Source organism: Mycoplana sp. MJR14 (assembly GCF_029210525.1).
In the GTDB taxonomy this organism is placed as follows: Bacteria; Pseudomonadota; Alphaproteobacteria; order Rhizobiales; family Rhizobiaceae; genus Mycoplana.
Genome location: NZ_JARGEO010000012.1, coordinates 15,683 through 32,594 on the forward strand (window position 1 = coordinate 15,683; position 16,912 = coordinate 32,594).

Annotated in this window: 21 protein-coding genes; 14 read left to right on the forward strand and 7 right to left on the reverse strand. The window is 66.7% G+C overall.

The features are described 5' to 3' along the window. Positions 1 to 134: 134 nt before the first annotated feature. Positions 135 to 695, reverse strand: coding sequence for a DUF924 family protein (locus tag P0086_RS21635; protein WP_275789813.1), 561 nt, complete (start codon positions 693 to 695; stop codon positions 135 to 137). 189 nt (positions 696 to 884) lie between these two features. Between P0086_RS21635 and P0086_RS21640 the strand changes: the two genes are divergently transcribed. Continuing rightward, positions 885 to 1,370 carry a hypothetical protein gene (locus P0086_RS21640; RefSeq protein ID WP_112599553.1) on the forward strand — a complete coding sequence of 162 codons (486 nt, stop codon included), beginning with the start codon at positions 885 to 887 and terminating at the stop codon, positions 1,368 to 1,370. A 187-nt stretch (positions 1,371 to 1,557) separates the two neighbouring features. Further along, the gene (locus P0086_RS21645) at positions 1,558 to 1,986 is read left to right on the forward strand and encodes an OsmC family protein (RefSeq protein WP_275789816.1); all 429 of its coding nucleotides are present in this window, start codon (positions 1,558 to 1,560) and stop codon (positions 1,984 to 1,986) included. A gap of 33 nt (positions 1,987 to 2,019) precedes the next feature. Here P0086_RS21645 and P0086_RS21650 read toward each other — a convergent pair whose 3' ends face one another. Continuing rightward, on the reverse strand, positions 2,020 to 2,592 hold the full coding sequence (locus P0086_RS21650) for a DUF1349 domain-containing protein (RefSeq protein ID WP_275790027.1): 573 nt from the start codon (positions 2,590 to 2,592) through the stop codon (positions 2,020 to 2,022). Between the two features lie 307 nt (positions 2,593 to 2,899). Between P0086_RS21650 and ccoN the strand changes: the two genes are divergently transcribed. Genes ccoN through ccoS form a run of 7 tightly spaced genes read left to right on the forward strand, consistent with a single transcriptional unit; the run spans position 2,900 to position 7,637 of the window. Further along, the gene (gene ccoN / locus P0086_RS21655) at positions 2,900 to 4,558 is read left to right on the forward strand and encodes a cytochrome-c oxidase, cbb3-type subunit I (RefSeq protein ID WP_148151731.1); all 1,659 of its coding nucleotides are present in this window, start codon (positions 2,900 to 2,902) and stop codon (positions 4,556 to 4,558) included. Positions 4,559 to 4,561: 3 nt separating this feature from the next. After that, entirely contained in the window at positions 4,562 to 5,293 is a 732-nt protein-coding gene (gene ccoO / locus P0086_RS21660) for a cytochrome-c oxidase, cbb3-type subunit II (protein WP_112612597.1), read from the forward strand. Positions 5,294 to 5,297: 4 nt separating this feature from the next. Beyond that, entirely contained in the window at positions 5,298 to 5,471 is a 174-nt protein-coding gene (locus P0086_RS21665) for a cbb3-type cytochrome c oxidase subunit 3 (RefSeq protein WP_112599549.1), read from the forward strand. Further along, complete coding sequence (gene ccoP / locus P0086_RS21670; RefSeq protein ID WP_275789820.1) at positions 5,462 to 6,364, forward strand: cytochrome-c oxidase, cbb3-type subunit III; 903 nt, start codon at positions 5,462 to 5,464, stop codon at positions 6,362 to 6,364. Before P0086_RS21665 ends, ccoP begins: the two co-directional genes overlap by 10 nt. Next, entirely contained in the window at positions 6,361 to 6,549 is a 189-nt protein-coding gene (locus P0086_RS21675) for a hypothetical protein (RefSeq protein WP_148151729.1), read from the forward strand. The genes ccoP and P0086_RS21675 overlap by 4 nt, the downstream gene beginning before the upstream one ends. 40 nt (positions 6,550 to 6,589) lie before the next feature. Beyond that, positions 6,590 to 7,378, forward strand: coding sequence for a DUF2189 domain-containing protein (locus P0086_RS21680; protein ID WP_275789824.1), 789 nt, complete (start codon positions 6,590 to 6,592; stop codon positions 7,376 to 7,378). A 52-nt stretch (positions 7,379 to 7,430) separates the two neighbouring features. Beyond that, the gene (gene ccoS, locus P0086_RS21685) at positions 7,431 to 7,637 is read left to right on the forward strand and encodes a cbb3-type cytochrome oxidase assembly protein CcoS (RefSeq protein ID WP_112611978.1); all 207 of its coding nucleotides are present in this window, start codon (positions 7,431 to 7,433) and stop codon (positions 7,635 to 7,637) included. Between the two features lie 33 nt (positions 7,638 to 7,670). Here ccoS and P0086_RS21690 read toward each other — a convergent pair whose 3' ends face one another. The 3 genes from P0086_RS21690 to P0086_RS21700 all read right to left on the reverse strand — a co-directional run bounded on the left by P0086_RS21690 (position 7,671) and on the right by P0086_RS21700 (position 10,332). Beyond that, on the reverse strand, positions 7,671 to 8,327 hold the full coding sequence (locus P0086_RS21690; RefSeq protein ID WP_148151727.1) for a methionine ABC transporter permease: 657 nt from the start codon (positions 8,325 to 8,327) through the stop codon (positions 7,671 to 7,673). Next, positions 8,308 to 9,396 (reverse strand): methionine ABC transporter ATP-binding protein, encoded by a 1,089-nt coding sequence (locus P0086_RS21695; protein ID WP_148655369.1) that lies wholly within the window; start codon positions 9,394 to 9,396, stop codon positions 8,308 to 8,310. Before P0086_RS21695 ends, P0086_RS21690 begins: the two co-directional genes overlap by 20 nt. Before the next feature lie 90 nt (positions 9,397 to 9,486). Further along, positions 9,487 to 10,332 carry a MetQ/NlpA family lipoprotein gene (locus P0086_RS21700; RefSeq protein WP_112611975.1) on the reverse strand — a complete coding sequence of 282 codons (846 nt, stop codon included), beginning with the start codon at positions 10,330 to 10,332 and terminating at the stop codon, positions 9,487 to 9,489. Positions 10,333 to 10,672: 340 nt separating this feature from the next. Here P0086_RS21700 and P0086_RS21705 point away from each other — a divergent pair, with 340 nt between their 5' ends. Further along, the gene (locus P0086_RS21705; protein ID WP_112599541.1) at positions 10,673 to 12,472 is read left to right on the forward strand and encodes an ABC transporter ATP-binding protein/permease; all 1,800 of its coding nucleotides are present in this window, start codon (positions 10,673 to 10,675) and stop codon (positions 12,470 to 12,472) included. A gap of 18 nt (positions 12,473 to 12,490) precedes the next feature. On the opposite strand, the gene P0086_RS21710 is transcribed toward P0086_RS21705, so the two are convergent. Then, the gene (locus P0086_RS21710) at positions 12,491 to 12,952 is read right to left on the reverse strand and encodes an Lrp/AsnC family transcriptional regulator (RefSeq protein ID WP_112599540.1); all 462 of its coding nucleotides are present in this window, start codon (positions 12,950 to 12,952) and stop codon (positions 12,491 to 12,493) included. A gap of 124 nt (positions 12,953 to 13,076) precedes the next feature. Here P0086_RS21710 and alr point away from each other — a divergent pair, with 124 nt between their 5' ends. Genes alr through P0086_RS21730 form a run of 4 tightly spaced genes read left to right on the forward strand, consistent with a single transcriptional unit; the run spans position 13,077 to position 16,077 of the window. Then, positions 13,077 to 14,192 (forward strand): alanine racemase, encoded by a 1,116-nt coding sequence (gene alr / locus P0086_RS21715; RefSeq protein WP_275789831.1) that lies wholly within the window; start codon positions 13,077 to 13,079, stop codon positions 14,190 to 14,192. Positions 14,193 to 14,236: 44 nt separating this feature from the next. Continuing rightward, positions 14,237 to 15,487, forward strand: a complete 1,251-nt coding sequence (locus P0086_RS21720; protein WP_275789834.1) for a D-amino acid dehydrogenase — start codon at positions 14,237 to 14,239, stop codon at positions 15,485 to 15,487. Positions 15,488 to 15,519: 32 nt separating this feature from the next. After that, positions 15,520 to 15,873 (forward strand): hypothetical protein, encoded by a 354-nt coding sequence (locus P0086_RS21725; protein WP_275789837.1) that lies wholly within the window; start codon positions 15,520 to 15,522, stop codon positions 15,871 to 15,873. Positions 15,874 to 15,882: 9 nt separating this feature from the next. Then, positions 15,883 to 16,077 (forward strand): hypothetical protein, encoded by a 195-nt coding sequence (locus P0086_RS21730; RefSeq protein ID WP_162702556.1) that lies wholly within the window; start codon positions 15,883 to 15,885, stop codon positions 16,075 to 16,077. A 100-nt stretch (positions 16,078 to 16,177) separates the two neighbouring features. Here P0086_RS21730 and P0086_RS21735 read toward each other — a convergent pair whose 3' ends face one another. Next, a complete protein-coding gene (locus tag P0086_RS21735) occupies positions 16,178 to 16,894 on the reverse strand; it encodes a DUF6065 family protein (RefSeq protein ID WP_275789839.1) in 717 nt (238 codons plus the stop codon). Positions 16,895 to 16,912 lie beyond the last annotated feature (18 nt).

The window sequence follows — 16,912 nt, forward strand, 5'->3', positions numbered from 1 at the left end:
CGCACGCGATAGTCGGCACTACCGCGTGCAAAATCAACGTCTGGCTGATGCACCTGAGCCCTGGCCCTCGGGGTGCGGGAGATTCGGCGCGCAAACTATTGCGCGACCCGGGCGAAGTGAAGGCAGGAAATTTGTCAGAAACCGGACCCGGGGATGGCCAGGTAGTCCAGCTCCTCCGGCGACGATTCCCGCCCGAGACAGGCGTTGCGGTGGGGAAAACGGCCGAAATCGCGGATGACGGCGTGATGCCGCAGCGCATAGTCGAGATAGTCCCTCTCGCCGAGCGCCTTGAAGAGGGCCACCGACCTGTCCTGGTCGGCGAGGTTCTCCGAATGCTCGAAGGGCAGGTAGAAGAAGTGCCGGCGGCCGAAGGCGACCTTGGTATCCGCCCCGGCCTCCAGCGCCAGCCGGGCCTCGCGCAGGGCGATCCAGTCGGTCGCAAAGGCGAGCGGCGAGCCCCGATACATGTTGCGCGGAAACTGGTCGAGCACGATGACGGCGGCGAGCCGCGCCTCGGGCGTCTCCCGCCAGGACTCCGGAACGTTCCGGGCAAGCGAAAGGTGCGTGGCGGCATAGCGCAGGCGGATATGGGCGTCGAGCTGCGGCGGCGGCGAAAACCAGTGCTCCGGGCTCAGGAGCTCGCACCAGAACTCGACGACTTCCGCCGGCTGCGCCACCTCGCTGTCAGACCGCATTCCACCCTCCCTCCATCCGCTGGCGGCCGGCTCTTCTCTCTTCGGGCATGTCAGCCTCGCGGCGCCTTCGCCACAGCCGCTGCCCGCCACAAGACAATAGCGCATAACCCCGCATCGGGCGAAATTTACAAACGTCAGGGAACAACGTCTAATGCATGCGCCACGACGGCTGCAACTGGGGACATCAAGATGATACTCGGCATGGCACCTTTCACGCTCTTCCACGTCATTCTCAGCCTGATCGGAATCGCAACGGGCCTCGTCGCGCTGCGCGGCTGGCTCGCCTCGGAACTCCGTCCGCGCTGGACGGCGGCGTTTCTCGCCTCGACGCTGGCCACGACCGTCACCGGCTTTCTCTTTCCGATCACCGCGTTCACCCCGGCAATCGGCGTCGGCATCATCACCACGGCCTTCCTCCTCGGCGCGATCGTCGCCCTTTATGTCTGTCGGCTGGCGGGCCGGTGGCGCCCGACCTTCCTGATCTGTTCCACCATAGCGCTCTACTTCAACGTCTTCGTGCTGGTGGTGCAGGCCTTCCTCAAGGTCGAGGCCCTGAACGCGCTGGCGCCGAATGGCAACGAGCCGCCCTTCGCGATCGCCCAGGGCATCGTCCTGCTGGCCTTCCTGACCGCCGGCTATCTCTGCGTCCGCCGCTTCCGCGCCGTCTCGCCCTAGAAAGAGCCGAGGTGCGCCGGCGTTCGCGGCATGGCCGAACCAGATGTCCGGATCGCGGCCGGGTTCCTCGGCCCTCTCGCGGAACTTCCGCAGGTTGCCGGTGCCGGCATGGTACTTGCCCCGGCCGACCGGCTTGCCTATTTCCTGTCAGCAACGAACGAGGGCGAAGGCCTTGAAGGAGGGGTCCATGCCGGAACCGCGCATCAAGACCAGACCCACGGGCGCCACGGCCAGCCTTGGCCGCACCGGCTTTCCGCATGTCGTCTCCGTGACCGGCGGCACGATCGACATCGTCACCGGCCCCTCGCAGCCCGGCTTCAACCCGATCGACCTGCTCTATGCCTCGCTGTCGGCCTGTCTCGCCATGAGCGCGCGGGTCGCCGCCAGCCAGATCGGCGTAATCGACCGCGTCACCCGGATCACCGTCTCCGTCAAAGGAGAAAAGGCGACGGACGGCCCCGGTCGCGTCAGGGCGTTCGCGATCGCCTTCACCATCGCGGGCGACATCGACCAGCAGACGCGCGAGACGATCGCCCGCGTGGCCGAGGAGATCTGCACGGTCAGCAACACCCTGCGCGGTGATCCCGAGATCACCACCACGGTCGCCGCGGACTGACGATGCGGATGCGCGCCGGCAGGCGGCAGCGCCTCAGTCGTGCAGTTGGCGCGGGATCGGCGGTCCGATCGCGATGTCCGAGAAGGTCGCCTCGAAGCCCTCGCGCTCCGGCGAACAGGCCATGACGCCGACCTCGGCATCCTCGGCCGAAAACGGGCAGAGCCGCGCCATCTGCCACGGGTCGGCGCCGAAGCGGAACTGTATCCGCACCGCATCGTCATGCCGCGTCAGGCGGACCGAGAGGGGAGCGTCGGGTGAGGTGCCATGCAGCGGAACGACGGACCAGTCCGACACCCCGCGCGTGACGACAACGCTGAAATGCATCAGCCCGTCGGTGAACTCGATGCCGCATTTGATCCAGTTCGCCGCGTCGAGGCGCAGCATCAGACCGGCCTGGTCGTAGAGCGCCTCGTAGCGGCCGAGGACCGTGGCCGCGGCGGTGAAGTCGCCCCGCACCGGCTTCAGGAAGGCGTGCCCGCTGTCGCGCTCGAAACCGTAGAACGTTTTCCGCCAGAAATCGGTCCGCGCGTCCGTTCGCAGGAAGAGGCGCCCCGCGTCGCCGCTCCATTCCTTCGGCTCGTTCAACCATTGAAATCCCGGCTCCATCTCCTGCCCCCTTCCGTGCCCCATCTTCCGTCCGCTGTCCTGCGCCATATCCTGCCCTTTATCCTTCCAGCAAGCCGCGTCCCCCAACTGGCGGCAATGACCGGCACCGGACACAATCTGCGGTTTATCAAAGCGCAAATCCGATTGCCGCACGACGATAAACGTGCAACCATCAATACGTTAGCCCGGCCGTTCGGGACAATGGCCGCTGACGCTCTGCAGACGTTCGACTTGACAGCATCGCATCAGCATACGGTCCATGCGGCGATCCGGCACCGGCGGGTCGCCCTGTTCGGGGGTGTCGGGCATGGTTGCACAGCTGACCGCCTTGGAGCGCACATATGCGGCGATCATTCTGGTCGTCGTCATCTGCGTGGGGGTGGCCATGGCGGTCGTCGGGCGCGGCGACCTCCTTGCCGTACACGGCTGGATCGTGGCGGCCTGCGGCATGGCGGTCATGGTCGTGCTGCTGCGCGGCATCGACGCCTCCGAGCCCTGGGAGGAGCGCTTCCGCGAGTATTACGACGACCCGACCAGGGTCGGCATCATCCTTTCGCTGATCTGGGGCGTCATCGCCATGGCGGTCGGCGTCTGGGTGGCCGCCCTGCTCGCCTGGCCGGACCTCACGTTCGATGCCGCCTGGGCGAGCTTCGGCCGGCTGCGTCCGGTGCATACCAGCGGCGTCATCTTCGGCTTCGGCGGCAACGCCCTGATCGCCACCTCCTTCCACGTGCTGCAGCGGACGACGCGCGCCCGCCTGCCCGACCAGCTGAGCCCCTGGTTCGTACTGCTCGGCTACAATCTGTTCTGCGTGATGGCCGCGACCGGCTACTTCATGGGCATGACCCAGTCGAAGGAATATGCCGAGCCGGAATGGTATGCCGACCTGTGGCTCGTCGTCGTCTGGGTCGTCTACTTCCTGATCTACATCCGGACGCTCGCCCGCCGACGCGAGCCGCACATCTACGTCGCCAACTGGTACTACATGGCCTTCATCCTGGTCGTCGCCATCCTGCACATCGTCAACAATCTCGCCGTCCCCGTCTCGATCGGCCACGCCAAGAGCTACGCGCTGTTCTCCGGTGTCCAGGATGCGATGACGCAGTGGTGGTACGGCCACAACGCGGTCGCCTTCTTCCTGACCGCCGGCTTCCTCGGCATGATGTACTACTATCTGCCCAAGCGCGCCGGCCGGCCGATCTATTCCTACCGCATGTCGATCATCAGCTTCTGGGGCATCACCTTCATGTACATGTGGGCGGGCTCGCACCACCTGCACTACACCGCCCTGCCCCACTGGGTGCAGACGCTCGGCATGGTCTTCTCGCTGGTGCTTCTGGTGCCGTCCTGGGCGTCGGCCGGCAATGCGCTCCTGACGCTGAACGGTGCCTGGCACAAGGTGCGCGACGATGCGGTGCTGCGCTTCATGATGCTGGCCGCGATCTTCTACGGCATCGCCACCTTCGAGGGCTCGTTCATGGCGATCCGCGCCGTCAACTCGCTCTCGCACTACACCGACTGGACGGTGGGACACGTCCACGCCGGCGCGCTCGGCTGGGTCGCCATGATCACCTTCGGCTCGCTCTATGCTCTGGTGCCGTGGATGTGGAAGCGTCCGGCGCTCTATTCGGCGAAGCTCGTCGAGGTCCACTTCTGGCTGGCGCTGTCGGGAACGGTCGTCTACGTCTTCTCGATGTGGAACTCCGGCATCATCCAGGGGCTGATGTGGCGGACCTACGACCAGAACGGCACGCTCGCCTATTCCTTCCTCGACACGCTGGTCGCCATGCATCCCTACTACATCGCCCGCACGTTCGGTGGCCTGCTGTTCCTCGCAGGCGCGGTCGTCGCCTTCTACAACGTCTGGATGACGATCAGCCGCCCGGCCCCGATCGACGAGGGCGCGGCGGCGGATCTGCCGGTCGAGCCACCCGCGCCGCGGGCCTGGGCGCAGGCGGGGGAATAGGCGATGTTCAATTTCCACTACCGGCTCGAACGCAATGCCATGGGCCTCGTGCTTGCGATCATCGTCGTCGCCTCGATCGGCGGCCTCATCGAGATCGCGCCGCTGTTCACCATCGACGAGACGGTGGAGGACGCGCCCGACATGCGCGTCTACACGCCCCTCGAACTCGCCGGCCGCAACATCTACATCCGCGAGGGCTGTTACGCCTGCCATTCGCAGATGATCCGCACGCTACGCGACGAAGTGGAGCGCTACGGCCCCTACTCGCTGGCCGTCGAATCCAAGTACGACCACCCCATGCTCTGGGGCTCCAAGCGCACCGGGCCTGACATCGCCCGCCTCGGCGGCAAATACTCCAACGAATGGCACGTCGCCCATCTCTACAATCCCCGCGATCTCGTGCCGGAATCGAAGATGCCCGCCTATCGCTGGCTGCTGCGCAATTCGCTCGAGATCGACGACCTCGGCGAGCACCTGGCGGCGATGCGCGCGGTCGGCGTCCCCTATACCGACGAAATGATCGAGAACGCCACCGCCGATGCCTACGGCCAGGCCAATCCCGACAGCGGCCAGGCCGCCGGCGTGGCCGAGCGGTATGGCGATGCGACCAATGTCAGCCTGTTCGACGGCAAGCCCGAGACGCTGACCGAAATGGACGCCGTCGTCGCCTACCTGCAGATTCTCGGACGGCTGACGGATGCGGCCAAGCAGGCCGAGCAGGCGAAGGTGGAGTAGCGCCATGAGCTTCGATCATGACACCGTGACCGCCTTCGCCAAGTCCTTCGGCCTCTTCTATCTCGTCGCCATGTCGATCGGCGTGGTGATCTATGCTTTCTGGCCGGCCAACAGGAAGCAGTTCGACCGGGCGGCGAAATCGATCGTATCGGACGACGAGGACCGGCCATGGCTGTAGGAGAACGCGATCCCGTCACCGGCCACATGACGACCGGCCACGAGTGGAACGGCATCAAGGAACTGCACACGCCGGTGCCGAAGCCGGTCTGGTTCTTCCTCATCGCGTTCACGCTGTTCGGCGTGGTCTGGTCGCTGCTGATGCCGAGCTTCCCCTATGGAACCGGCTATTTCCGCGGCTGGCTGGGGGTCGACCAGAAGCAGACGGTGGCCAAGCGCCTGGACGAAGGCGCCGCCGAGCGCGCCGCCTGGGCCGCCCGCATCGAGAGCGAGGACCTGGCCGCCATCCTTACCGACGCCGAACTGATGCCGATCATTCGCGAGACCGGCCACACGCTGTTCGGCGACAACTGCGCCGCCTGCCACGGCGTCGGCGGCGGCGGCAACGGCGGCTATCCGAACATCGCCGCCGCCCCCATGCTGTGGGGCGACGACCCGGCCACCATCGCCGAGACCATCCGCGTCGGCATCAACGGCAGCGACCCGGAGACTCGGGTCTCGCAGATGATGGCCTTCGGCCGCGACCAGGTGCTGGAACGGCCGGCGGTCCTGCAGCTCGTCACCTATGTCCGCTCCCTCTCCGGGCTGGAGGAACAGACGGAAGAAAACGCAGCTGCGATCGCGGCCGGCCGCGAACTGTTCGCGCAGAACTGCGTCGCCTGCCACGGCCAGGATGCGAAGGGCCTGAAGGAAGTGGGAGCGCCGGATCTCACCGACCATTTCTGGATCTATGGCGGCGGCCGGGAAGCCGTCTATCAGTCGATCTACGGCGGCCGGCAGGGCCATATGCCGAGCTGGGGCCTGCGCCTGTCGCCGCTCGATATCAAGATCCTGGCGCTCTATGTCGCCGATCTGAGGGAGCAGCAGCATGCCGCTGGTGGCGACGGGACATGAATATGCCGGCCCTGTCGCCGCGCGTGATCGCGCTGACCGCGGCCGGCGCCGGCATCGCCCTGTTTCTGATCGCCAACGCGCATCTGGTCTATGTTGCGGTCGTCTCGCAGCCGGAATGCGTTGCCCACCTGAAGACGGAATCGCAGGCGCCCGGCGCCTATCGGGCGGCCCGGTCGTCATGTTGAAGAATGCCGCCGCATCAAGGACTTGCAGGAGGAAGCTGACATGAGGATGCCTCAAACCGTCCCTCCGCTGCCGAAGGCCGTCGACCGCAACCGGCACATGCCCGCCACCCGGGCCTTCGGCTGGCTGGCGCAGGGCTGGCGGGACCTGTGGACCGTGCCTCTGCCCAGCCTGATCTACGGCGCGGGCGTGGCGGCCGTGTCGATCATCATCGTCGGCGGGCTCTGCTATTTCGGCTACGACTATGCCCTCCTCCCCGCACTCGCCGGCTTCTTCGTGGTCGGCCCGGTGCTCGCCGCCGGCCTCTATGAAAAGAGCCGGCGGATCGAAGAGGGCCTGCCCGTCTCGCTCGCGGACATGATCCGGCCGAAGCCCGGCACCGGCCAGCATGTCCTCTTCGTCGGCGCCGTCCTGTGCGGGCTGATGCTGCTGTGGATGCGGGCGGCCGTCATCCTCTACGCGCTGTTCGTCGGCTGGCAGCCGTTCCAGGGGCTCGCCCATGGGCTGCCCATGCTGTTCGGCACGCCGATGGGCCTGACACTGCTCGGCGTGGGCACCGCCGTCGGCGCGCTCTTCGCCGCCTTCGCCTTCGCCATCAGCGTCTTCGGCGTCCCCATGGTCGTCGATCGCGACGTCGATGCCTTCACCGCCATGGGCACCAGCATCGCGCTGGCCTGGAACAATCTTCCGGTGATGCTGACATGGGGTATCATCGTGCTGGTGCTGACGGCCGCGAGCCTTGTGACCGGCATGCTCGGCTTCGTCATCACCTTTCCGCTGCTCGGCCATGCCACCTGGCACGCCTACCAGGCCATCAAGGACCGGGATTGAGGTACGATCCGGCAACGGGACCCATCGGCGCCGGCGCAGACGAGGCGAAGACATGAGTGCCTTCTACTACCTGATCCCGGTTTCGCTCCTGCTCGGCACCGCCGGGCTCGTGCTGTTCCTCTGGTCGATGCGCAACGGCCAGTACGAGGATCTCGACGGCGCCTCCGAGCGCATCCTCTATGACGAGGACGTCCCCGCCCCGCCGGTCAGGACCGGCAAGCGCGAGACGCACCGAACGGACGGGGCGGCGAGCGGCTGACCCGCGGTCCGCACCCCGATCAACCCGATCCGATCACCCCTTGTGATCCAGCCGCGCCACCAGCCGGTCGCCGGCCCACTGGATGACGCAGACGAGCACGATGAGCACGGCGACGACGGCCACCATCACGGCGGTCTCGAAGCGCTGGTAGCCGTAGCGGATCGCGAGATCGCCGAGGCCGCCGGCCCCGATCGCCCCCGCCATGGCGGACGCGCCGATCAGCGTGATCAGCGTCACGGTGAAACCGGCCACAAGGCTCGGCAGCGCCTCCGGCACCAGCACCTCGCGGATGATCGTCCAGCGATTGCCGCCCATGGCGCGCACGGCCTCGATCAGGCCACGGTCGACCTCGCGCAGGGAGACCTCCGCGATGCGTGCGTAATACGGCGTGGCGGCGATCGCCAGCGGCACGATCGCCGCCCACATGCCGATCGACGTGCCGACGATGAACCGCGTCACCGGGATCAGCGCCACGAGCAGGATGATGAAGGGGACGGACCGGAAGCCGTTGACGATCCCGCCGAGGGCCAGGTTGATCGCGCGGTTTTCGGCAATGCCGCCTTTCGCGGTCGCCACCAGCGCCAGCCCCAGCGGCAGCCCGGCAACCAGCGAGATCGCCCCGGAGGCGACCGTCATGACGACCGTCTCCCAGAACGAGCGGAAGAACAGCTCAAGCATGATCGGCGACATGGCCGAAGACCTCCACTTTGGCGCCGCGGCGCTCGAGATAGGCGATGGCCTGCGCCGCAGCACCGGCCGACGACGGCACACCGACGAAGAACCGCGCGACCGGCTGGCCCTGGATGTCGTCGATGCCGCCATGGATCAGCCGCAGGCGGCCTGCGACTTCGGCGGACAGGCCGGACAGGAGTGTGCCCGCTTCCGGCCCCGAAAGGTCGACGCCGAGGATCGTCTCGCCGGCGTCCGGTCCGCCCGGTCCGGGCACGAGCCGCGCCGCCACCGCCGGCGGAAGCCCGGGACGGATGCCGGCCAGAAGGTTCTGCGTCGTGGCCGTCTGCGGATCGGCGAAGACGGACCAGACCGGCCCCTCCTCGACGATCTGGCCGGCATCGATGACGGCGACCCGGTCGGCGATCGTGCGGATCACCTCCATCTCATGGGTGATGAGCAGGATGGTCAGCCCGAGCTTCGCGTTGATGTCCTTCAAAAGATCCAGGATGGCCGCGGTCGTCTCCGGGTCGAGCGCCGAGGTCGCTTCGTCCGACAGGAGCAGGGCCGGGCCGGCGGCAAGCGCGCGGGCGATGCCGACGCGCTGCTTCTGGCCGCCGGACAGCGCCGCCGGGTAGCTCTTCGCCTTGCCGGCGAGACCGACGAGATCGAGGAGTTCGGCCGCCCGCGCCAGCCGCTTCTCCTTCGACCAGCCCTCGATCTTGAGCGGCAGGGCGACGTTCTCCTCGACCGTCTTGGCCGAGAGCAGGTTGAAATGCTGGAAGATCATGCCGATCCGGCGGCGCAGCGGCTGCAGCGCCTGTTCGCTCAGCCCCGTGATCTCGCGGCCCTCGATCTCGATGGAACCGCTGTCGGGCCGCTCCAGCCCGTTCAGGCAGCGGATCAGCGTCGACTTGCCGGCGCCGCTGCGGCCGATCAGGCCGAGGATCTCGCCCTTGCGCACCGTCAGCGTCACGCCGTCGATCGCCGGCGTCTCGCCGAAATGCCGGCGCACGTCGGTCAGCCGGACGACGGCGTCGCGCACACTGTCCGTATCCGCCGGCTGGCCGGCGAGGATTTGGGAAGACATGGATATTCCTTTCCGCCGTCCGCAACGGCGAGACGGCCTGCAGCGCAAGGGCCGCAGGCCGTCGGATGTTCAGCCCCGAAGGCGGTCAGGTCAATAAGCGGCGGTGCCGGTGCCCTTGTAGACGCGGTCGAACTCGGCCTTGACGGTGTCGTTCTGGTAGGACGACACCAGCGTCTTCACCCAGGGAGCGTTCAGGTCGGCCTCGCGCACGGCGATGAAGTTGCGGTACGGATTGTCCGCGATCTTCTCCTGCGCGATGCGGTTCTCCACCGTGAGTCCGCTCTTCAACGCCCAGTCGGTGTTGACGACGGCCGCATCGAGATCCTCGACCGAACGGCCGACGATGCCGGCATCCAGTTCCTTGATCTCGACGTTCTTCGGGTTCTCGGCGATGTCGGCGATCGTCGCCAGGATGCCCGCCCCGTCCTTGAGCTTGATGACGCCCTGGTCCTGCAGGACGAGCAGCGCGCGGCCCTCGTTGGAGGGATCGTTGGGGACGCCGATCACCGCACCCTCCGGGATATCGGCGATCGCGGCGTGCTTCTTCGAATAGACGCCGATCGGCCAGACGGCGGTATAGCCGGCCACGACGATCTTGTAGCCGTGCGCCTGGATCTGGTTCTCCAGGTACGGGCCGTGCTGGAAGGCGTTGGCATCGATTTCGCCGCGCTCCAGCGCCTCGTTCGGCTGGGTGTAGTCGTTGAAGGTGACGACCTCGACCGTCAGCCCCTTCTTTTCCGCCTCGGCGACGACGACGCGCCACACGTCCTCGTCCTCGCCGCTCATGATCCCGACCTTGACCGTCGTCTTGTCCTCGGCCGATGCGGGCGCCGCCATCGTCATCGAGAAGGCGGCGGCGGCTGCGAGGACCGCCGACAGGCCGGCGCGGCGGGTGATACGGAGGCGGTCGAACACGGAGAAAAGGGCTTGGGACATGAATTACCTGCTTTCGCTGATGGCGCGGGCCTTGGGAGGACACCCGCGCAGTTCTACGTCCCGATAGATCGCAAATGCCCACCAATAAGGCAACAGCCGGCCATTTCTTAGGCAAATGCCACCCGGAAATTCCTTTCGCCCGACAAGGCTTTCAGAGGAATATTCCACCTTTCCGGTGGATTTCCTGCCGGCGCGACGCGCCCTCGCCGCAATCCCGTGGACTCACAACAATGAACCCCGACGGCCTTGCCGTTTGGCTCCGACGGTGTTCCAGTGTCAGAACCGCCCCTTCCTCGCAGGCGAGTCCGGGCGGCGTGCCCCTGCAAGGAAGGAATGCAAGATGGCCAGTATCACCGCACGGAACGGCAGCTCCACCCCACCGGCAGAGGTGGCGGAAGAGAGCTTCTGGAAGCAGTTGATGACGATCAGGCACATCTTCCAGGCCTCCCCCGTCTTCAAGACGCTGCTCGCCATCTCCGCCGGAAGCTTCTTCGTGGTCGTCTTCACAGCGCTTGGCCAGATCGTCCTCAACCAGTGGAACCAGCCGTTCTACGACGCCATCGAGCGGCGCAACCTGCCGGCCTTCTTCCACCAGCTGCAGATCTTCGCGGGCATCGCCGGCGTCATGCTGTTCCTCAACATATCGCAGCAATGGCTCAACCAGCGCTTCCGGCTGAAGCTGCGCGAGGGGCTCACCCGCGAGCTGATCTGCGAATGGATGCGGCCGCGCCGGGCGTTCCGGCTGGCCAATGCCGGGGCGATCGGCGTCAATCCCGACCAGCGCATGCAGGAGGATGCCGGCCACCTCGCCGATCTGACCACCGACCTCGCCTTCGGACTGCTGCAGTCCTCGATCCTTCTCGTCTCCTTCGTCGGCGTCCTGTGGTCGCTGTCGGAAGGATTCGCGTTCAACATCAGCGGCCGCGTCTTCGACATTCCGGGCTACATGGTCTGGGCGGCGATCATCTATGCCGGCTCGGCCTCCTGGCTCAGCTGGCGCGTCGGCCGGCCGCTGATCGCGCTCAACGGCGAACGCTACAACCGCGAGGCCGCCCTGCGCTTCACCATGATGCGCGTCAACGAGCACATCGATTCCGTCTCGCTGGCGGGCGGCGAAACCGGCGAGCGCCAGAAGCTGGAGAACGACCTCGGCTCGGTGCTTCTGGCGATGCGCAACATCTTCAAGGCGCAGATCAACCTCTCCTGGGTCGTCGACAGCTACGGCTGGGTCACGGTGGTGGCGCCGATCCTCGTCGCCGCCCCCGTCTATTTCTCCGGGCACATCAGCTTCGGCGGGCTGATGATGGCGGTGGGCGCCTTCAACCAGGTGCACTCGTCGCTCCGCTGGTTCGTCGCCAACATCGGCGCGATCACCGACTGGCGCGCGACACTCCACCGCGTCACCGCCTTCCGCAGCGCCCTGCTGGCGACCGACAAGCTCAACGAGGCCGAGGGGCACATCGAGTTCGTCCTCAACGAGGGCAATCGCATGACCATCGACCGTCTCGACGTCGTCTCGCCGAGCGGCCGCACGCGGCTGGAGGAGCCGCACGTGGAGATCAAGGCCGGCGAGAGGGTCGTGATCACCGCCGATCCGGGCATCGGCAAGACGCTCCTGTTCCGGGCGCTGGCGGGGCTGTGGCCGCTCGGCAGCGGCCGGGTCGGCCTGCCCAAGGACGAGGCGATCACCTTCCTGCCGCGAACCCCCTACATGCCGCCCGGAACGCTCAGGGAAGTCCTGTCCTATCCGCACGGAAACACCTTCAGCGACGCGGATCTGGCCGGCGCGCTTGCCAAGGTCGGGCTGCAGCGGATGATGCCGCTCCTCGATGCCGAGGCCCGCTGGGACAGGGAACTGAGCGACGACGACGAGCGCCTGCTGGCGTTTGCCCGCGTCCTTCTGCACAGGCCGCGCTGGATCGTGATGGACGAGGTGCTGGAGGCGATGGAGCCGCAATGCCTGCGCCGCGTGCTCGCCATTCTCCAGGACGACCTGGAGGAGGCGACCGTGATCAGTATCGGCCGCCCCGTTCCGGAACGAAACCTGTTCTCCCGCAGGCTGCAGCTGATCAAGGAGCCGAAGCTTCCCGAGCGCGTGGCGACACGGCCCGACAGGAGCCTGGAGGGCACCACGGCCTGAACGCGCTGCGCCGCCGTCTCAGCGCGGCGGCAGCCGCGTCGACAGGATGTTGCGGATGGAAAAGCTCGAATGGATGCGCAGGACGCCCGGCAGCTTTGCCAGGATCTCCTTGTGGATCCGCTCGAACGCGCCGGCGCTGTCCACCTCCACCCGCAACAGGTAGTCCGAACCGCCAGTCATCAGGTAGCACTCCTGGATCTCCGGGTGCCGGCGCACCGCGTTCTCGAAGCGGTTCAGGTATTCCTCCGTCTGCCGCTCCAGCGAGATGTTGATGATCACCGCGATCGGGCTCTCGCCCTCCGCACTGCTGATCAGCGCCGTATAGCCGCGGATGACGCCCGATTGCTCCAAGAGGCCGATGCGCCGCAGGCAGGCCGACGGCGACAGCCCGACCTCCTGCGCCAGCTTCGCATTGGTGATGCGCGCGTTCAACCTGAGGAGTCGGACGATGTTGCGGTCGATCGCGTCCAGGCCCTTCATGCAGAATCTCCCATTTGCTCGCATAAAATTCGATCAATCGACCAATTTTTGAATATCAGAGCAACAATTCGAAGAAAAGTGCCCGATCGTTTCAATAGCCTTGTCAGGCAGCTGGAGGCGGGCCGTGAACACACATTCCATCGAGATCATCAGCCGGGACGGCGCGCCTGGCTACCTGTCGATCGACCTCGGCGCCCTGCGGCAGAACTACCGCTCCCTGTGCGCGCGCACCGCTCCGGTGCCGGTGGCCGCCGTCGTCAAGGCGAATGCCTACGGCCTCGACGTCGCCCGCGTCGCGCCGGTGCTGCGCGATGCCGGCTGCCGCGACTTCTTCGTCGCCCATGTCGGCGAGGCGCACCGCCTGAGGCCCTATGTCGACGGCGCCCGCATCTTCGTGCTGAACGGCCTGCAGCCAGGCGCCGAGGATGGCTGCGCCGATGCGGGCATCGTCCCGGTCCTCAACTCGCTCGAACAGGCGCAGAACTGGATGAAGACGGCAACGACGCGCCGCCGGCGCCTTCCCGCCGTCCTGCAGGTCGACACCGGCATGTCGCGCCTCGGCCTGCCGCCGGAAGAGCTGTCGGCGCTCACCGCCGACGGTACCCTGCGCGACCGCCTCGACCTTCTGTTTCTCATGAGCCATCTCGCGAGCGGCGACGAATTCGAAAACGCCCAGAACGCCGACCAGCTCAAGGCGATGCGGCAGGCCTCCGCCCTCGTCCCCGATGTTCCGGTCTGCTTTGCCAATTCCGGCGGCATCTTCCTCGGTCCCGATTTCCACGCTGCCATGGCCCGCTCAGGCATCGCTCTCTATGGCGGCGCGCCGACGGATGCGACCGCCAATCCAATGAAGCCGGTCGTCCGCCTCGACGTCCGCGTGATCCAGACCCGGACAGTGCCGGCCGGCGCCCGCGTCGGCTATGGCGGCACCCACGTCACGGCCGCCGAGACCCGGCTTGCGACGATCGCGGCCGGCTATGCCGACGGCCTGCCGCGCAGCCTGAGCCACACGGGCGCGGTCTATTTTGACGGCGTGCGGCTGCCGATCGTCGGGCGCGTGTCGATGGACAGCATGACCGTCGACATCGGCGCCCTGCCGCCCGGCGCCCTTGCCCTCGGCAGCCTCGTCGAGGTGATCGGGCCGCACCAGACGCTGGAGGCGATCGCCGCCGACGCCGGCACCATCGCCTACGAAATCCTCACCTCCCTCGGCGACCGCTACCACCGCGAATATCGCTGAGCCGCTTCGACATCCGCACACGCATACGCATCCAAGGGGCCCACATGAAAGTCACCGTTCTCGGCGCCGGCGTCATCGGCGTCACGACCGCCTACTATCTCGCGCGCGCCGGCCACGCGGTCACCGTGCTCGACCGCCAGCCCGGCCCGGCGCTGGAGACGAGCTTTGCCAATGCCGGCGAGATCTCGCCGGGCTATGCCTCGCCCTGGGCCGCGCCCGGCATCCCGCAGAAGGCGGTCAAGTGGCTGTTCATGAAGCATGCGCCGCTGATCATCCGGCCGATGGCGGATGCCGCCACCTGGCGCTGGATGATGGCGATGCTGGCGAACTGCACCAGCGCGCGCTACGCCACCAACAAGGGACGCATGGTGCGGCTCGCCGAATACAGCCGCGACTGCCTGATCGCGCTGCGCCAGGAGACCGGCATCGCCTATGACCACCGCACCCAGGGCACGCTGCAGCTGTTCCGCACGCAGAAGCAGCTGGACGGCATCGGCAAGGACGTCGAGGTGCTGCGCGCCGACGGCGTGCCCTACGAGGTGCTGGACCCGGCCGGCTGCATCCGCGCCGAACCGGCCCTCGCCCGGGTGAAGGACAAGATCGTCGGCGGCCTGCGCCTGCCGAACGACGAGACCGGCGACTGCTTCAAGTTCACCAGCAGCCTGAAGGATCAGGCCGAGGCGCTCGGCGTCACCTTCCGCTTCGGCGTCGACATCCGCGGCCTGAAGACCGCCGGCGACCGCGTCACCGGGGTGGCGCTCGCCGACGGCTTCGTCGAGGCCGACCGTTTCGTCGCAGCCCTCGGCAGCTACACGCCGGCGATCCTGAAGCCGCTCGGCCTGAGGGCGCCGATCTATCCGGTGAAGGGCTATTCGATCACCGTGCCGATCGTCGACGAGAGCCGCGCCCCGGTCTCCACCATCATGGACGAGACCTTCAAGATCGCGATCACGCGGCTCGGCGACCGCATCCGCGTCGGCGGCATGGCCGAGATCTCGGGCTTCAGCGACGACCTGCCGAAGGCCCGCCGCGCCACGCTGGAACACTCCGTGGAGGACCTCTTCGGCGGCGCCGGCGACCAGGCGCGCGCCACCTTCTGGTCGGGGCTGCGGCCGATGACGCCGGACGGCACCCCGATCATCGGCGCCACGCGCTACCGCAACCTCTTCATCAATTCCGGCCACGGCACGCTCGGCTGGACCATGGCCTGCGGTTCGGGCCGCGTGCTGGCCGACCTGATCTCCGACCGCCAGCCGGAGATCGAGACGGGCGACCTGGGGCTGGATCGCTATTGAGCGCTTAAGCGACGATCGCAACGGCGCGCCGCATGCCACGGTCGCGCCGCACGCCATGCCTGTCCGCCCCCCGCGCTGGCAGCGCGGGAGGCGGCGGGGCGAGCGACCGTCAATCGTCGTCGCTCGACGAATTCGACGAACTGTTCGAACTCGAATTGCTGGAGGAGTTCGACGAACTGTTCGAGCTGGAATTGCTCGAAGAGTTGGACGAGCGATTGGAGCTGGAATTGCTGGAGGAATTCGAGCTCTTGTTGGAGCTCGAATTGGAACTGGAGTTCGAGCTCGAGTTGGAGCTCGAGTTGCGCGACGAGTTCGATGAGCTGTTGGAGTCGCGTCCCGAATTCCAGCTGCTCCTGCGGTCGTCATCGCGATCGCCTCTCGCATAGGTGGCCTTGTTGTTGCGGGTGATCCGCTCGAGGAAACGGGCGACCGGATCATCGGCAACGGCGGGCGCGGGCGTGGCGGCACCCGCCACCAGAAATGCGCTCAATATCGCAATCAGCTTCTTCATGGTTTTCTCCATTGTGTTCGCCAGCCCTTGCGGCTGCCATGGAGAAACGCACCTCGCCGAAGACTATTCCAAGAAATAGCAAATATTTTCAATTATTTACGGCGTATTTTCAACGCAAACGGCTGCGTCGCCGGTGCGCGTGGCAGCGGCGACAGAGAAAGCAGGACGGGGCGTCTCGCTCAGCGCGGCGCGCGCGCGAACCTGCGGTACCAGCCGTCCGCAGCGAGTGTCTTTCTGAAGATGCTCTGGCGCACAGTGCCTTCCTCCTCGGTCTCGGCGCGGATCTCGCCGGGAAGATCGGTGGTCTCCCGCCGGAACGGGATGACCTGGACGATGGGCGTACCCCGTTCCAGCACGTGCAGACCGTCCTCGCCGGTGGCGAAGAAGGGGAAATGGATCTCCGACTGATAGGTGTCCGTGTCGACGATGCCGGCGACGACCTCGAATTGGCCGTTGGGGCGGTTGAGCGGCGGCACGAACAGGCAGCTCCAGCCGGGCGGCGTGCGGATCGTCCAGAAATTGTGGAACTTGCACGGCGGCAATGGCTCGCGCGGATTGCCGGCAACCTGATGGGCCGCATGGTTGCTGACCAGCGTCCGGTCGAGATCCCAGCCGCAATCCACCTGCCTGCCGCCGTCGGAGATCTCCATGCGGACGGTGCCGGCCAGGCCGATCACCCAGCCGGCGGCCATGGCATCGAGAAACGGCATGCAGCGCTTGACCGTCAGCCCGCTGTTGGTCGGCGACACCTGCTTTTCGGTGACGGCAGGCAGCTTTCGGAACCAGTCCGGCAGCGCCGTCTTGGCCCGCACCGGCAGCGGGATCACCCCTTCGTCTTCCTTGCGGCAGAGAAAGGTCAGTCTGGGTTGCGTCTTCCGCAGGAGGGTAAGTGCCATCGCTGTTCTCCTCTTGGC

Coding starts and splice junctions, on each gene's coding strand:
- P0086_RS21635 (WP_275789813.1), bottom strand. CDS start 695: ATGCGGTCTGACAGCGAGGTGGCGCAGCCGGCGGAAGTCGTCGAGTTC.
- P0086_RS21640 (WP_112599553.1), top strand. CDS start 885: ATGATACTCGGCATGGCACCTTTCACGCTCTTCCACGTCATTCTCAGC.
- P0086_RS21645 (WP_275789816.1), top strand. CDS start 1,558: ATGCCGGAACCGCGCATCAAGACCAGACCCACGGGCGCCACGGCCAGC.
- P0086_RS21650 (WP_275790027.1), bottom strand. CDS start 2,592: ATGGAGCCGGGATTTCAATGGTTGAACGAGCCGAAGGAATGGAGCGGC.
- ccoN (WP_148151731.1), top strand. CDS start 2,900: ATGGTTGCACAGCTGACCGCCTTGGAGCGCACATATGCGGCGATCATT.
- ccoO (WP_112612597.1), top strand. CDS start 4,562: ATGTTCAATTTCCACTACCGGCTCGAACGCAATGCCATGGGCCTCGTG.
- P0086_RS21665 (WP_112599549.1), top strand. CDS start 5,298: ATGAGCTTCGATCATGACACCGTGACCGCCTTCGCCAAGTCCTTCGGC.
- ccoP (WP_275789820.1), top strand. CDS start 5,462: ATGGCTGTAGGAGAACGCGATCCCGTCACCGGCCACATGACGACCGGC.
- P0086_RS21675 (WP_148151729.1), top strand. CDS start 6,361: ATGAATATGCCGGCCCTGTCGCCGCGCGTGATCGCGCTGACCGCGGCC.
- P0086_RS21680 (WP_275789824.1), top strand. CDS start 6,590: ATGAGGATGCCTCAAACCGTCCCTCCGCTGCCGAAGGCCGTCGACCGC.
- ccoS (WP_112611978.1), top strand. CDS start 7,431: ATGAGTGCCTTCTACTACCTGATCCCGGTTTCGCTCCTGCTCGGCACC.
- P0086_RS21690 (WP_148151727.1), bottom strand. CDS start 8,327: ATGTCGCCGATCATGCTTGAGCTGTTCTTCCGCTCGTTCTGGGAGACG.
- P0086_RS21695 (WP_148655369.1), bottom strand. CDS start 9,396: ATGTCTTCCCAAATCCTCGCCGGCCAGCCGGCGGATACGGACAGTGTG.
- P0086_RS21700 (WP_112611975.1), bottom strand. CDS start 10,332: ATGTCCCAAGCCCTTTTCTCCGTGTTCGACCGCCTCCGTATCACCCGC.
- P0086_RS21705 (WP_112599541.1), top strand. CDS start 10,673: ATGGCCAGTATCACCGCACGGAACGGCAGCTCCACCCCACCGGCAGAG.
- P0086_RS21710 (WP_112599540.1), bottom strand. CDS start 12,952: ATGAAGGGCCTGGACGCGATCGACCGCAACATCGTCCGACTCCTCAGG.
- P0086_RS21720 (WP_275789834.1), top strand. CDS start 14,237: ATGAAAGTCACCGTTCTCGGCGCCGGCGTCATCGGCGTCACGACCGCC.
- P0086_RS21725 (WP_275789837.1), top strand. CDS start 15,520: ATGCCACGGTCGCGCCGCACGCCATGCCTGTCCGCCCCCCGCGCTGGC.
- P0086_RS21735 (WP_275789839.1), bottom strand. CDS start 16,894: ATGGCACTTACCCTCCTGCGGAAGACGCAACCCAGACTGACCTTTCTC.